Below are 13870 nucleotides of genomic sequence, written 5' to 3' on the forward strand. Positions count from 1 at the left end.
CGCCAAGGGCCGGCATCGCTCTCACCCCCGAGGGCGCCTGAACCCCCGGTGGGACCCGGGGTTCGGCTTCCCTGGACGAAGGACAAAGGAGTCGCGGGTGTCCAGCTCCGACATCTTCATCGGCGAGACCATCGGTACCGCCATACTCATCCTGCTCGGCGGCGGCGTCTGCGCCGCGGTCACGCTGAAGGCCTCCAAGGCCCGTAACGCCGGCTGGCTCGCCATCACCTTCGGGTGGGGCTTCGCCGTCCTGACGGCCGTGTACATCTCCGCACCGCTGTCCGGTGCCCACCTCAACCCGGCCGTCACCGTCGCCCTGGCCATCAAGGACAGCGACTGGAGCAACGTTCCGGTCTACCTCGCCGGCCAGCTGCTCGGCGCGATGATCGGCGCGGCTCTGGTGTGGGTCGCCTACTACGGCCAGTTCCACGCGCACCTGACCGACAAGGAGATCGTCGGCGGTCCGGGCGCGCAGGCCACCACCGCCAAGGCCGTGGAGGCCCAGGAGAAGGGCGCCGGCCCGGTCCTCGGCGTCTTCTCCACCGGTCCGGAGATCCGGAACGTGGCGCAGAACCTCGCCACGGAGATCATCGGCACCGTGGTGCTGATCCTCGCGGTCCTCACCCAGGGCCTGAACGACAAGGGCAACGGCCTCGGCACCCTCGGCGGCCTGATCACCGCGCTCGTGGTGGTGTCCATCGGCCTCTCGCTCGGCGGCCCGACGGGGTACGCGATCAACCCGGCCCGCGACCTGGGCCCGCGCATCGTGCACACCCTGCTGCCGCTGCCCAACAAGGGCGGTTCCGACTGGAGCTACGCCTGGATCCCGGTGGTCGGTCCGCTGATCGGCGGCGCCATCGCTGCAGGCATCTACAACGTCGCCTTTGCTTGAGAAGCCTCTTGAGAAGCCTGACGAAGCACCGAGTCTCCGAGCACGCGCCGTACGCGCAGCCCCATCACCACGGACCTTCCAGGAGCACACAGTGACCGACGCCCACACCGCAGGCCCCTTCATCGCGGCGATCGACCAGGGCACCACCTCCTCGCGCTGCATCATCTTCGACCGGGACGGCCGTATCGTCTCCGTCGACCAGAAGGAGCACGAGCAGATCTTCCCGAAGCCGGGCTGGGTCGAGCACAACGCCAACGAGATCTGGACCAACGTCCAGGAGGTCGTCGCCGGCGCCGTCGCCAAGGCCGGCATCACCCGGGACGACATCAAGGCCATCGGCATCACCAACCAGCGCGAGACCACCGTGCTGTGGGACAAGAACACCGGTGAGCCCGTCCACAACGCCATCGTCTGGCAGGACACCCGCACCGACGCGCTCTGCCGGGAGCTGGGCCGCAACGTCGGCCAGGACCGCTTCCGCCGGCAGACCGGTCTGCCGCTCGCGTCCTACTTCGCCGGACCCAAGGCCCGCTGGCTGCTCGACCACGTCGACGGCCTGCAGGAGCGCGCGGAGGCCGGGGACATCCTCTTCGGCACCATGGACAGCTGGGTCATCTGGAACCTGACCGGTGGTGTCAACGGCGGCCGCCACGTCACCGACGTCACCAACGCCTCCCGCACCCTTCTCATGAACCTGCACACCACGCAGTGGGACGAGAAGATCTGCGAGTCCATCGGCGTGCCGATGCAGATCCTGCCCGAGATCCGCTCCTCCGCCGAGGTCTACGGCGAGGTCACCGGCGGCAAGCTCGGCGAGTTGCTCGGCGGCATCCCGGTCGCCTCCGCGCTCGGCGACCAGCAGGCGGCCCTGTTCGGCCAGACCTGTTTCTCCGAGGGCGAGACCAAGTCCACCTACGGCACCGGCACCTTCATGGTGATGAACACCGGTGACAAGATCATCAACTCCTACGCCGGTCTGCTGACCACGGTCGGTTACAAGATCGGCGAGCAGCCGACGGTCTACGCCCTGGAGGGCTCGATCGCCGTCACCGGCTCGCTGGTGCAGTGGATGCGCGACCAGATGGGCCTGATCTCCACCGCCGCCGAGATCGAGACGCTCGCGCTCTCGGTGGAGGACAACGGCGGCGCCTACTTCGTGCCGGCCTTCTCCGGCCTGTTCGCCCCGCACTGGCGTTCCGACGCCCGCGGTGTGATCGCCGGCCTGACCCGGTACGTCACCAAGGCGCACCTGGCCCGCGCGGTCCTGGAGGCGACCGCCTGGCAGACCCGGGAGATCGCCGACGCCATGGTCAAGGACTCCGGCGACGAGCTGGTGGCCCTGAAGGTCGACGGCGGCATGACCTCCAACAACCTGCTGATGCAGACCCTCGCCGACGTGCTGGACGCACCCGTGGTGCGCCCGATGGTCGCCGAGACCACCTGCCTCGGCGCCGCCTACGCCGCCGGCCTCGCCGTCGGCTTCTGGTCCAGCACCGACGAACTGCGCGCCAACTGGCGCCGGGCCGCCGAATGGACCCCCCAGATGGACGCGGACACCCGCGACCGTGAGTACAAGAACTGGCTCAAGGCCGTCGAGCGGACCATGGGCTGGATCGAGGACGAGAGCTGAGCGGCCCAAGACGGCTCAGACATCTCTGACGAGGAGTAAGTACCCGACATGACCAGTCAGTCCACCCTGCAGTCCGTGCCTGCCCTGGGGACGCACCCGGCCTCCGGCTCCAACCCGAGCCGGGCCGAGACCAGGGAGCAGCTCGCCAAGGCGTCGTACGACCTTCTTGTGATCGGCGGCGGCATCCTGGGCATCTCCACCGCCTGGCACGCCGCGCAGTCCGGACTCAGGGTGGCGCTGGTCGACGCCGGCGACTTCGCCGGCGCCACCTCCTCCGCCTCCTCCAAGCTGCTCCACGGCGGTCTGCGCTACCTGCAGACCGGCGCGGTGAAGCTGGTGGCGGAGAACCACTTCGAGCGCCGTGCGGTCTCCCGCCAGGTGGCCCCCCACCTGGCGAACCCGCTCACCTTCTACCTCCCCGTGTACAAGGGCGGGCCGCACGGCGCGGCGAAGCTCGGCGCGGGCGTCTTCGCCTACTCCGCGCTCTCCGCGTTCGGCGACGGCGTGGGCCACCTGCTCTCGCCGGCCAAGGCGGCGCAGGACGTGCCCGAGCTGCGCACCGAGAACCTCAAGGCCGTGGCCGTGTACGGCGACGACCAGATGAACGACGCGCGCATGGCGCTGATGACGGTCCGCGCGGCCGTCGAGGCGGGCGCGGTCGTCCTGAACCACGCCGAGGTCACCGGCCTGCGCTTCACCAAGGGCCGGGTCACCGGCGCCGACCTCAAGGACCGCACGTCCGGCGACGAGTTCGGCGTCAACGCCCGGCTCGTGCTGAACGCGACCGGCCCCTGGGTCGACCACCTGCGCAGGATGGAGGACCCCCAGGCGACGCCGTCCATCCGCCTGTCCAAGGGCGCGCACCTGGTCCTGAAGCGCACCTCGCCCTGGAAGGCCGCGCTGGCGACCCCGATCGACAAGTACCGCATCACCTTCGCCCTCCCCTGGGAGGACATGCTGCTGCTCGGCACCACCGACGAGGAGTTCGAGGGCGACCCGGCGGACGTCTCGGTCACCGAGAAGGACATAGCCCAGATCCTGGACGAGGCCGCGTTCTCCGTCCGGGACCAGCAGCTCCAGCGCGACCTGATCACCTACGCGTTCGCCGGTCTGCGGGTGCTGCCGGGCGGGCCCGGCGACACCGCCAAGGCCAAGCGCGAGACGGTCGTGACCGAGGGCAAGGGCGGCATGCTGTCCGTCGCGGGCGGCAAGTGGACCACCTTCCGGCACATCGGCCGTACGGTCATGCAGAAGCTGGAGGCGCTGCCGGGCCACCCGCTCGGCGACGACTTCGAGCCGATCTCCTCGCTGCCGAAGAAGCTGCCGCTGCCCGGTGTCGCCAACCCGCGCGCGGTCGCCCACCGCCTGCTGGTGGACGGCCCGGCGCCGGGCCCCCGCATGGCGGCGGACACGGCGAAGCACCTGGCCACCCACTACGGCTCCCTGGCCTTCGACATCGCCCGCCTGGCGAACGAGAACCCGGAGCTGGCCGAGCGCGTCCACCCCGACGCCCCGGAGATCTGGGCGCAGGTCGTCTGGGCCCGTGACCACGAGTGGGCCGAGACGACGGACGACGTGCTGCGCCGCCGTACCACGCTGACCATCCGGGGCCTGGCCACGGACGAGGTCCGCGGGAAGGTCCAGGACCTGCTGGACCGGAAGTAGACCCGCGCGGCGGCCGGTATCCCCGACCGGACCGTCCGCCGCCGGCACGCCGGACCCCGCCGCACCGGGTCCGGACCACCGAGAGGGGCGGCTCCACGCCGATGGAGCCGCCCCTCTCGCCTGCCCGGGCGGAGTGCACCTCGCCGCGATGCCCTCTTCCCTCCCCCGCCCCGCGGTGCTTGTCTCGGTGTCCGGACGTTCCTCCCTCTCGCTGGAGTTGCCGCCATGACCCTGCTGACGACCTGGCCGGAGTCCGGCCCCGGGACGCTGGTCCGCCGCACCACGGACCCCGCCGAGATCGCCGCCGCCCTCGGACCCCTCGGGGTGCGTTACGAGCAGTGGCCGGTCCGTGCGGACGTACCGGCCGACGCGGACGGCGACACGGTGTTCGCCGCGTACGGCCCGGAGATCGACCGGCTCATCGCCGAGGAGGGCTTCACCACCGTCGACGTGCTGGGCCTGCACCCGGGCGACGACCCCGAGTACCCGGTGCGGGCGAAGGCGGCGCGCGAGAAGTTCCTCCAGGAGCACACGCACGACGACGATGACGAGGTCCGCTTCTTCGTCTCCGGCTCCGGCATCTTCTACCTGCACGTGGGCGGCGAGGTGCACGCGGTCTACTGCGAGCAGGGCGACCTGCTGGGCGTGCCGCGCGGCACCACCCACTGGTTCGACATGGGCACCCGGCCGGCGTTCACCGCGATCCGCTTCTTCCACGAGGAGGACGGCTGGATCGGCACCTTCACCGGTTCCTCCATCTCCGCCCGCTTCCCGGACTACGACACCATCGCCGCCGGGTACGCGCGGGACGAGGGCGCCGCATGAGCCTGCGCATCGAGGCGGACGCCGTGGTGCTCGACATCGAGGGCACCACGAGCGCCACGGCGTTCGTGGTGGACGTGCTCTACCCGTACGCGCGCTCCCGCCTCGCCGCGCTGCTCACCGAGCGGGCCGGCGAGCCGGAGGTGGCCCGCGCGATGACGGGGGTGCGGGAGCTGACGGGCGAGCCGGACGCGGACGCCGTACGGATCGAGAAGGTGCTGCACGCCTGGCTGGACGAGGACCGCAAGGCGGCCCCGCTGAAGACCCTTCAGGGCGTCATCTGGTCCGAGGGCTTCGCCCGCGGTGACCTCGTGCCCCACTTCTACGACGACGTCGTCCCCGCGCTGCGCGCCTGGCACGCGGCGGGCGTACGGCTGTACGTCTACTCGTCCGGGTCGGTGGCGGCCCAGCGGGCGTGGTTCTCCTCGGCCCCCGGGGGAGACCTGCTGCCGCTGCTCTCGGGGCTGTACGACACGCAGAACGCGGGACCGAAGCTGGAGCCGGAGTCGTACCGCCGGATCGCCTCGGCGGCCGGGGTGCCGGCGGACCGGCTGCTGTTCCTCTCCGACCGTCCCGGCGAGCTGGACGCGGCCCGGGAGGCGGGCTGGCGGACCGTGGCCGTCCGGCGGCCCGGGGAGCCGTACCACGGCCACGGTGCCGGCGACCACACGGAGGCGGTCACGTTCGGCCAGATCACCGTCGCGAGGAGGCTCACATGACCGCCGGCACCGGCGCACCCGGCCTGGAGCAGGCGGGGGCGGTCCTCGCCGCCGAGTCCGCCCGGTTCGCCTCGTTCGGCTGGATGCGGGGCACCTCCGGCAACCTGTCGGTGGTGCTGTCCCGCGATCCGCTGCGGCTCGCGGTCACCGCGAGCGGCCGTGACAAGGGCGAACTGACGCCGTCCGACGTGGTGCTGGTGGACGGGCGGGGCGCGGCCGTGCGGGGCGGCAGGCCGTCGGCGGAGGCCGCGCTGCACGCGCGGGTGGCCGCGCTGACGGGTGCCGGCGCGGTGGTGCACGTGCACACCGTGGCGTCGGTGGCCATGGGGCGCCGGGCCCCGGGCGGGATCGTGTTCCGGGACCTGGAGATGCTCAAGGGCGTGGGGCAGCCCGCCCACGACGTCGACGTGGTGCTGCCGGTCATCGCCAACAGCCAGGACATGACGGAGCTGGGCGACCGGCTGGAGGCCGCACGCGATCCCCGGATGCCGGCGGTGGTGGTCGCCGGGCACGGGCTGTACGCGTGGGGCGCGGACCCGCGGCAGGCCCGGCACCACACGGAAGTGGTGGAGTGGCTGCTGGAGTTGGAGCTGGCGGGGACGTGAGGCCGGGTGCGGGCGGCGGGAGCCCGCGCCCTGCCGGGCCGCTACCGCAGTCGTTCGCCCGGCAGTTCGCCCGCCGCCACCTCCAGCACGCCCCGTTCGGTCACCAGCCCGGTGACCAGCCGGCCCGGCGTGATGTCGAAGGCGGGGTTGTGGCCGCGCGAGCCGGCCGGGGCGGTGCGTACGCCGGCCCACTCCAGCACCTCGCGTTCGTCGCGGAGTTCGATGGGGACGTCGTCTCCGGTGGCGGTTCCCAGGTCCACCGTGGTGGTCGGGGCCGCGACCAGGAAGGGGATGCCCGCGTCGGCGCAGGCGAGGGCGACGCCCACGGTGCCGACCTTGTTCGCGGTGTCGCCGTTCGCCGCGATCCGGTCGGCGCCCACGATCGCCGCGTCGACGGCCCCGCGCAGGATCGTGCCCGCGGCGGCCCCGTCGGCCTGCACGCAGTGCGCGATGCCCTCCTGGGCCAGTTCCCAGGCGGTCAGGCGCGCGCCCTGCAGCAGCGGGCGCGTCTCGTCGGCGTACACCGTCTCCAGGCGTCCGCGGACGTGCAGTTCGCGGACGACGCCGAGTGCCGTGCCCCAGCCGGCCGTGGCCAGGGCGCCCGTGTTGCAGTGGGTCAGGATCCGCAGCGGGCGGTCGCCGCCGATCCGTTCGAGCAGCCAGTCGGCGCCGTACGCGCCCATCGCCCGGTTGGCCTCGACGTCCTCCCGCTGAACGGCCGCGGCCTCGGCCAGCACCGCGTCCGGGCCCTCGGTGAAGCGGGTCATCACGCGGTCCACGCACACCATGAGGTTGACGGCGGTCGGGCGGGCGGCGCGGATGCGGGCGACGGCCGCCCGTATCCGCTCGTCGCTCCAGCCCTCCCGCCGTCCCTGGAGCAGCGCGAGCGCCACTCCGTAGCCGCCGGCCGCGCCGATCGCGGGTGCGCCGCGCACCACCAGCCGCCGGATCGCGTCCACCAGGCCGTCCACGTCCCGCACGTGCACGGTCTCGGCGCGGTGCGGGAGCAGGGTCTGGTCGATCAGCGCGAGACCGGTACCGGTCCATTCGACGGCACGCAGTTCCTGGGGCATGAGGGGGCACTCCTCAGGTCCGGGTGTCCGCCACCGTACCCGGCCCCCGGGAACTTCCGTTCGAGACGATCCGGCCATGTACGGGCCCCGCATGATGGCGCACGCATCCGATGTCCGGGCGACAGGAGGCCGGCCGGCAGGGCGACGGCGCCTCCGTCACCCGCCTCGACCCGCAGTTGCTGCTGGTGGCGATGAGCTTCGTCGTGGACTTCCGCCGCGACGACACGGTGCCGGAGTTCCTGGCGGTGCGCCTGACTGGAGCCGGCCGCGACCGCGCCGGCCGCCTCGCGGATCGGCGAGGGCGAACGGGACGCGCTGTGGGGCCGGTTGGACGAGCTGGGCGCGGGGCCCTCGGCGGAGCAGCCGGTCGCGGACGGCCTGGAGTTCCACCGCGGCATCGTGCGCGGTGCCGGTAACCCGGTGCTGTGTTCGCTGCTGGACGGGCTGTCCGGGCCGGCCGCCGGGGCCCGGATCCGGCGGGGGCTCACCGGGCGGGACGCGGCCGGCCGCACCCCGCGCGGGCACCGGGCGATCCTGGGCGCGCCGCGCGACCGGGACGCGGAGGCGGCCCGTTCCTGGGCGGCCGTGCACATCGCGGGCGTGGAGCAGTGGCTGCGGTCCGCTCCGTGAGGACGGCTGCTCACGCGTGTTCCGCGGTGGCGAACGGGGCAGTGATCCGTTCACTCCCCCACAAGGGGGCTGCGGACGCCCCCGCCGGACGCCGTAAGGTTGGTGGGTCAGGCGAGGGCACGTCGGAAGGAGGCACTGGGTGATCGAGCTGGAGGGGGTTCCCGAGCTGATCGACCCAGTCATGGTGGCCGCGTTCGAGGGCTGGAACGATGCCGGCGACGCCGCCTCCACGGCGGTCGCGCATCTGGAACGCGAGTGGAAGGGCGAGGTGTTCGCGGCGCTGGACGCCGAGGACTACTACGACTTCCAGGTGAACCGCCCCACGGTGTTCATGGACGGCGGTGTGCGCAAGATCACCTGGCCGACGACGAGGTTGTCGGTGGTCCGCGTCGGCGGCGACAAGCCGCGCGATCTGGTGCTGGTCCGGGGCATCGAGCCGTCCATGCGCTGGCGTTCGTTCTGCAACGAGCTGCTCGGCTTCGCGCACGAGCTGGGTGTGGAGCTGGTGGTCATCCTGGGCGCCCTGCTCGGTGACACCCCGCACACGCGGCCGGTCCCGGTCAGCGGGGTCACGTCCGACCCGGACCTGGCCCGCCGGATGGACCTGGAGGAGACCAAGTACGAGGGCCCGACGGGGATCGTCGGTGTCCTTCAGGAGGCGTGCACGCACGCGGGCGTCCCGGCGGTCTCGCTGTGGGCGGCCGTGCCGCACTACGTCTCCCAGCCGCCCAATCCCAAGGCCACGCTGGCGCTGCTGAACCGGCTGGAGGACCTGCTCGACATCCGCGTCCCGCAGGGCGAGCTGCCCGAGGACGCGCGCGCCTGGCAGGTGGGGGTGGACCAGCTCGCCGCCGAGGACAGCGAGGTCGCCGAGTACGTGCAGACGCTGGAGGAGGCCCGGGACACCGCGGAGCTGCCGGAGGCGTCCGGCGAGGCGATCGCGCGGGAGTTCGAGCGGTACCTGCGGCGCCGGGACGTGGGCCCGCCGGGCGGCAAGCATCGGCCCCCGGCCGGTGGCGGCGGGTCCAGGGACGAGGACGAGGACGGCCCGGAGGACTGAGCCGGCGCGGCTCTCGGGGTACGGAGAAGGGGCGCTTCCCGATCGGGGGAAGCGCCCCTTCCGTGTGGTGCCGACGCGCTGGGGTGCCGCGGCCGGCCGCGCGGTTCCCCGCCGCCCCTCTGGCGCCTCCCGCCGGGACGGTTACAGCGCCACTCCCAGCAGCGCGTCCACCGCCCGTGTCACCAGGCCCGGCGCGCCGGTGTCGGTGCCGCCCTCCGCCTCCTGGCGGTCCGCCCAGCGGTCCACCGCCGCGAGGGCGGCGGGGGCGTCCAGGTCGTTCGCCAGGGCCTCGCGGATCTCGTCCACCAGGGCGTCGGCGGACGGCCCGTCGGGGCGGGAGACGGCCGCGCGCCAGCGGGTGAGGCGGGTCACGGCGTCCTGGAGGACCTGGTCGGTCCACTCCCAGTCCGCGCGGTAGTGGTGGGAGAGGAGGGCCAGGCGGATGGCGGCGGGGTCGACGCCGTCCCGGCGGAGCGTGGAGACGAAGACGAGGTTGCCCTTGGACTTGGACATCTTCTCGCCGTGCAGGCCGACCATGCCGGCGTGGACGTACGCCTTCGCCATGGGGAACTCGCCGGTGAGCACCTGGGCGTGCGAGGCGCCCATCTCGTGGTGCGGGAAGGCGAGGTCGGAACCGCCGCCCTGCACGTCGAAGCCCATGCCGAGGTGGTCGAGGGCGATGGCCACGCACTCGATGTGCCAGCCGGGCCGGCCCCGGCCGAGTGTGCCGCCGTCCCAGCTGGGCTCGCCCTCGCGGGCCGCCATCCACAGCATCGGGTCGAGCGGGTTCTTCTTGCCCGGGCGGTCCGGGTCGCCGCCGCGCTCCGCGGACAGCAGCCGCATGGCGGCGGCGTCCAGGTTCGAGACCTCGCCGAAGTGCGGGTCGGACTCGACGGAGAAGTAGATGTCGCCGTCCAGCTCGTAGGCGGCACCGAGTTCGCGCAGCCGCTCCACGAGCGGCACGATGCCCGGTATGGCCTCCACGGCGCCTATGTAGTGCTGCGGCGGGAGCATCCGCAGGGCGGTCATGTCCTCGCGGAAGAGGGCCGTCTCCTTCTCGGCGAGGGCGACCCAGTCGACGCCGTCCCGGTCCGCCCGCTCCAGCAGCGGATCGTCGACGTCGGTGACGTTCTGGACGTACTGGACCTGCCGCTTGGTGTCGAGCCACACGCGCTGAACGAGGTCGAACGCGTTGTAGGTCGCCGCGTGACCCATGTGGGTCGCGTCGTACGGCGTGATGCCGCAGACGTAGATGCGGGCGACAGGACCGGGGTCGAGGGTGACCGGACCGCCGGTCGCGGTGTCGTGGATCCTCAGGTCGCGGCCCTGACCAGGCAGGGCGGGGACCTCGGAAGCGGGCCAGGCATGCATGTACATGAGCCTAACCGGCGCCGAGCTGCGGATACGAACGGGATCGCGCCGGATGGCCGGTTTCGCGGTCTTGTACCTCGGCGCCGGATGTGCTTACACCGGCGGCCAGGGGATGGCGGGCCACTCCCCGCTCGGCTCCGGGTGCAGGCCCGACGTGAGCAGCGTCTCGACCCGGGCGCGCGTCGCGTCGATCTCGGCCGCCGTGATCAGGGCGGCCAGCCGCCGGCCCAGCTCCCCCTCCAGACCGTCCCGGAGCCCCTTGAGGACGTCGACGGCCTCCGGGGTGAGGGACTCGCCGCCCCAGCCCCACAGCAGCGTGCGCAGCTTGTTCTCAACGTTGAAGGTGACGCCGTGGTCGATGCCGTAGAGCCGGCCGTCGGCGGTGGGCAGCAGGTGGCCGCCCTTGCGGTCGGCGTTGTTGATCACCGCGTCGAGCACGGCGAGCCGGCGCAGCCGCTCGTCGTCGGCGTGCACCAGCAGCGCGGTGCGGCCCTCGCCGACCTCGGCGAAGCCGATCGCCTTCCAGCCGGGCTCCGGCTCCTCGGCGTCGACCAGGGCGAGCAGCTCCGCCTCGGCGTGCACGTCGATCCACAGCTGGCACATGCCCTCGCCGTACGGCCCGTCGCGCAGCACGGTGGGGGGCACGAGCCCCCAGCCGGTGGCCTCGGAGACCTCGTAGGCGGCCACCTCGCGGCCGGCGAGGGTGCCGTCGGGGAAGTCCCACAGGGGGCGCTCCCCGGCCACCGGCTTGTACACGCAGGAGGCTTCCCGGCCGTCCAGGGCGACCGTGCAGAACAACGCCGCGTTGGACGCCTCGCGGATCCGGCCGCGCACGGTCAGCTCACCGCGCGCGAGCAGCTCGGCGGGGTCGGGACCGGCCGTCAGGCTCCGCGGCGGTATCCGTTCTGGCGCGGACATACGTGTCCTTCCGGATCGAGCGGGAGGCTGCACAGCGGGCACGGTGGCCGCCCGGCGTTGACGATGTCGAGGGCACGCTTGGCGAAGGCCCGGGCCTGCGCGCCGGTCAGCCGGACCCGCAGCATCGGGGGTCCGTTCTCCTCGTCCTGGAGCAGCCGCTCCTCGGCCTCCGCGAGGTCCTCCTCGGTGTCGGCGTCCAGCTCGACCAGGGCCTGGGCCTCCACGATCATGCGCTGTTCCTCGCCGTCCCAGGCCAGGGCCATGGTGCCGACCCGGAACTCCTCCTCGATGGGAGTGTCGAGCGGGGCGGTGTCGGCGACCTCGGCGGGCGCCACCGCGGGGACGGGGGCGCTCCCCCCGCTACGCCGGACGACCTCGTCCAGCAGTTCTTCCATGCGCTCGGCGAGCGCGGCGACCTGGGTCTTCTCCAGGACCACACTGGTCACCCGGGGACCTGCCATGGCCTGGAGGAAGAAGGTACGGCGCCCGGGCAGTCCGACCGTGCCGGCCACGAAGCGGTCCGGCTGGTCGTAGAGGAACACCTGACGGGACACGTCCTGTCTCCATTGGATTCGTGGTTTCGAGCGGTTCAGCGGTGCGTGCCGTGCGGATACGCGACGCGGTGGGTCGCTTCACCCTACTGCGGCGGACGATCACGGTGCGCCCGCACCACCCCCGACAGCTGCGTCGCCGCCGTCACCGGGCTCCTCGCGCGGGGCGAGCGAGGCGAAGTCGCCGGTGTCGCCGAGCCGGACCAGGAACGGCCGCAGGCGGGTGTAGCGGATGGCGGTGACGGAGCAGGGCTCCACGGAGATCCGCTGGAAGAGGTCGAGGTGGAGGCCGAGGGCATCGGCGACCAGCGACTTGATGATGTCACCGTGGGAGCACATGAGGTAGACGGCGTCGGCGCCGTGCTCGCCCTCCACGCGCGCGTTCCACTCGCGTACGGCCTCGGCGGCGCGGGTCTGCATGGCGCGCATGGACTCCCCGCCGGGGAAGGCGGCGGCGGACGGGTGGGCCTGGACGACCTCCATCAGCGGCTCGTCCTTCAGCTCGGCGAGCTTGCGGCCGGACCAGTCGCCGTAGTCGCACTCCCCGATCCGCTCCTCGGTGTGGCAGCGCAGGCCGGGGCGGGCCTCCAGCAGCGGCCGTACGGTCTCCTGGCAGCGCTGGAGCGGGCTGGTGACGACCTCGGCGATCGGCAGGCCGGCGAGCCGTGCGGGCAGCGCGGCGGCCTGCGCGGCACCGCGCTCGTCCAGGGCGACACCGGGGGTCCGGCCGGCGAGCACGCCCGAGGTGTTGGCGGTGGAGCGTCCGTGCCTTACGAGGATCAGCGTGGGCATGCGGACCAGGGTAGGCGCATCACCCGGTGCGCCGGCGGGCGGGCGAAGGGAGAATGCGCACCGTGATCGTGGACTGCGCCATCTACCGGCACGGACATCGCACCGAGGGCCCGGAGGACCTCTCCGACGCGCTCGCCGAGGCGCGGGCCGCGGGCGGATTCGTGTGGATCGGGCTGTACGAGCCGTCGGAGCGGGAGTTCGACCTCGTCACCGACGAGTTCGGGCTGCATCCGCTGGCGGTCGAGGACGCCCTCAAGGCCCATCAGCGGCCCAAGCTGGAGGTGTACGACGACTCGCTGTTCATGGTGATCAAGCCGGTCGTGTACGAGCCCGACAGCGACGCCGTGTCGGCCGGCGAGGTGATGATCTTCGTGGGCGACTGTTTCGTGGTGACCGTCCGGCACGGCGAGGGCGCGCCGCTGGCGGCGGTGCGGCACCGGCTGGAGGAGGAGCCGGAGATGCTCGACAAGGGGCCCACCGCGGTGCTGTACGCGATCGCCGACGCGACCGTGGACCACTACCTGGAGGTGGCGACGGAGCTGCAGACCGACCTGGACGAGCTGGAGGCGCAGGTGTTCCAGCCGGAGACCGGCAGTTCCCGCAACACCGCGTCCCGGATCTACACCTTCAAGCGGCAGGTGCTGGAGTTCCGCCGGGCCACCGGGCCGCTGGCGCTGCCGCTGGCCCGGCTGGCCGGCAACGGGCCGCTCGGCGCGGCGGTGCCGTACGTGCACGACAAGGCACGGCCCTTCTTCCGGGACGTGGGCGATCACCTCACGCGCGTGAACGATTCCGTGGAGGCCTTGGACCGGCTGGTGTCGGACATCCTGTCGGCCCACCTGGCGCAGATGAGCGTGCGGCAGAACGACGACATGCGGAAGATCTCCGCGTGGGCGGCGATGGCCGCGGTCCCCACGATGATCGCGGGCATCTACGGCATGAACTTCGACCACATGCCCGAGCTGCACTGGGTGTGGTCGTACCCGGCGGTGATCGCGCTGATGGCCGTGCTGGAGGTGCTGCTGTACCGGCTGTTCAAGCGGCGCGGCTGGCTGTGAGGCGTCCCACGGGACCCGTAACCGTGCGGGGCCGGGCGCGTTGTTCCCGGTGACGGCCGTGGCGGGGAAGACCCCCGAGCCCCC

The 13870-nt window shown here is 72.7% G+C and carries 13 protein-coding genes and 1 pseudogene; 9 read left to right on the top strand and 5 right to left on the bottom strand.

Annotated features, from left to right (window positions below):
• The first annotated feature begins 97 nt into the window (after positions 1 to 97).
• The 6 genes from IG05_RS0119230 to mtnB all read left to right on the top strand — a co-directional run bounded on the left by IG05_RS0119230 (position 98) and on the right by mtnB (position 6333).
• The gene (locus IG05_RS0119230) at positions 98 to 892 is read left to right on the top strand and encodes an MIP/aquaporin family protein (protein ID WP_030344132.1); all 795 of its coding nucleotides are present in this window, start codon (positions 98 to 100) and stop codon (positions 890 to 892) included.
• A 91-nt stretch (positions 893 to 983) separates the two neighbouring features.
• Complete coding sequence (glpK, locus tag IG05_RS0119235) at positions 984 to 2522, top strand: glycerol kinase GlpK (protein ID WP_030344134.1); 1539 nt, start codon at positions 984 to 986, stop codon at positions 2520 to 2522.
• Positions 2523 to 2570: 48 nt separating this feature from the next.
• On the top strand, positions 2571 to 4187 hold the full coding sequence (locus IG05_RS0119240; RefSeq protein WP_030344136.1) for a glycerol-3-phosphate dehydrogenase/oxidase: 1617 nt from the start codon (positions 2571 to 2573) through the stop codon (positions 4185 to 4187).
• 225 nt (positions 4188 to 4412) lie between these two features.
• On the top strand, positions 4413 to 5012 hold the full coding sequence (locus tag IG05_RS0119245; protein ID WP_030344138.1) for a 1,2-dihydroxy-3-keto-5-methylthiopentene dioxygenase: 600 nt from the start codon (positions 4413 to 4415) through the stop codon (positions 5010 to 5012).
• The gene (gene mtnC, locus IG05_RS0119250; protein WP_030344140.1) at positions 5009 to 5728 is read left to right on the top strand and encodes an acireductone synthase; all 720 of its coding nucleotides are present in this window, start codon (positions 5009 to 5011) and stop codon (positions 5726 to 5728) included. Before IG05_RS0119245 ends, mtnC begins: the two co-directional genes overlap by 4 nt.
• A complete protein-coding gene (gene mtnB / locus IG05_RS0119255; protein WP_030344141.1) occupies positions 5725 to 6333 on the top strand; it encodes a methylthioribulose 1-phosphate dehydratase in 609 nt (202 codons plus the stop codon). The genes mtnC and mtnB overlap by 4 nt, the downstream gene beginning before the upstream one ends.
• A gap of 41 nt (positions 6334 to 6374) precedes the next feature.
• On the opposite strand, the gene mtnA is transcribed toward mtnB, so the two are convergent.
• Positions 6375 to 7406, bottom strand: coding sequence for an S-methyl-5-thioribose-1-phosphate isomerase (gene mtnA, locus IG05_RS0119260; RefSeq protein ID WP_030344143.1), 1032 nt, complete (start codon positions 7404 to 7406; stop codon positions 6375 to 6377).
• Positions 7407 to 7540: 134 nt separating this feature from the next.
• Between mtnA and IG05_RS42385 the strand changes: the two are divergent.
• Together IG05_RS42385 and IG05_RS0119270 are read left to right on the top strand one after the other, a co-directional pair.
• Positions 7541 to 8036, top strand: a pseudogene (locus IG05_RS42385) (FadR/GntR family transcriptional regulator); the annotation flags it as partial.
• A gap of 139 nt (positions 8037 to 8175) precedes the next feature.
• Positions 8176 to 9096: a PAC2 family protein gene (locus IG05_RS0119270; protein ID WP_030344145.1), complete on the top strand. Its 921-nt coding sequence runs from the start codon at positions 8176 to 8178 to the stop codon at positions 9094 to 9096.
• A gap of 141 nt (positions 9097 to 9237) precedes the next feature.
• Here IG05_RS0119270 and mshC read toward each other — a convergent pair whose 3' ends face one another.
• The 4 genes from mshC to IG05_RS0119290 all read right to left on the bottom strand — a co-directional run bounded on the left by mshC (position 9238) and on the right by IG05_RS0119290 (position 12728).
• A complete protein-coding gene (mshC, locus tag IG05_RS0119275; RefSeq protein WP_030344147.1) occupies positions 9238 to 10467 on the bottom strand; it encodes a cysteine--1-D-myo-inosityl 2-amino-2-deoxy-alpha-D-glucopyranoside ligase in 1230 nt (409 codons plus the stop codon).
• A gap of 93 nt (positions 10468 to 10560) precedes the next feature.
• Positions 10561 to 11385 carry an SCO1664 family protein gene (locus IG05_RS0119280; RefSeq protein ID WP_030344149.1) on the bottom strand — a complete coding sequence of 275 codons (825 nt, stop codon included), beginning with the start codon at positions 11383 to 11385 and terminating at the stop codon, positions 10561 to 10563.
• Positions 11349 to 11939 (bottom strand): DUF3090 domain-containing protein, encoded by a 591-nt coding sequence (locus IG05_RS0119285; RefSeq protein WP_030344150.1) that lies wholly within the window; start codon positions 11937 to 11939, stop codon positions 11349 to 11351. The genes IG05_RS0119280 and IG05_RS0119285 overlap by 37 nt, the downstream gene beginning before the upstream one ends.
• A gap of 99 nt (positions 11940 to 12038) precedes the next feature.
• Positions 12039 to 12728 (bottom strand): histidine phosphatase family protein, encoded by a 690-nt coding sequence (locus tag IG05_RS0119290; RefSeq protein ID WP_030344152.1) that lies wholly within the window; start codon positions 12726 to 12728, stop codon positions 12039 to 12041.
• 62 nt (positions 12729 to 12790) lie between these two features.
• Between IG05_RS0119290 and corA the strand changes: the two genes are divergently transcribed.
• A complete protein-coding gene (corA, locus tag IG05_RS0119295; protein ID WP_030344153.1) occupies positions 12791 to 13786 on the top strand; it encodes a magnesium/cobalt transporter CorA in 996 nt (331 codons plus the stop codon).
• Positions 13787 to 13870 lie beyond the last annotated feature (84 nt).

Source organism: Streptomyces sp. NRRL S-1022, assembly GCF_000720135.1.
Taxonomy (GTDB): domain Bacteria; phylum Actinomycetota; class Actinomycetes; order Streptomycetales; family Streptomycetaceae; genus Streptomyces.

What these genes read in the sequence shown, in the direction of transcription:
- IG05_RS0119240 (WP_030344136.1), top strand. Translation starts at nt 2,571, where the DNA reads ATGACCAGTCAGTCCACCCTGCAGTCCGTGCCTGCCCTGGGGACGCAC.
- IG05_RS0119290 (WP_030344152.1), bottom strand. Translation starts at nt 12,728, where the DNA reads ATGCCCACGCTGATCCTCGTAAGGCACGGACGCTCCACCGCCAACACC.
- mtnC (WP_030344140.1), top strand. Translation starts at nt 5,009, where the DNA reads ATGAGCCTGCGCATCGAGGCGGACGCCGTGGTGCTCGACATCGAGGGC.
- IG05_RS0119280 (WP_030344149.1), bottom strand. Translation starts at nt 11,385, where the DNA reads ATGTCCGCGCCAGAACGGATACCGCCGCGGAGCCTGACGGCCGGTCCC.
- mtnA (WP_030344143.1), bottom strand. Translation starts at nt 7,406, where the DNA reads ATGCCCCAGGAACTGCGTGCCGTCGAATGGACCGGTACCGGTCTCGCG.
- IG05_RS0119245 (WP_030344138.1), top strand. Translation starts at nt 4,413, where the DNA reads ATGACCCTGCTGACGACCTGGCCGGAGTCCGGCCCCGGGACGCTGGTC.
- mtnB (WP_030344141.1), top strand. Translation starts at nt 5,725, where the DNA reads ATGACCGCCGGCACCGGCGCACCCGGCCTGGAGCAGGCGGGGGCGGTC.
- mshC (WP_030344147.1), bottom strand. Translation starts at nt 10,467, where the DNA reads ATGCATGCCTGGCCCGCTTCCGAGGTCCCCGCCCTGCCTGGTCAGGGC.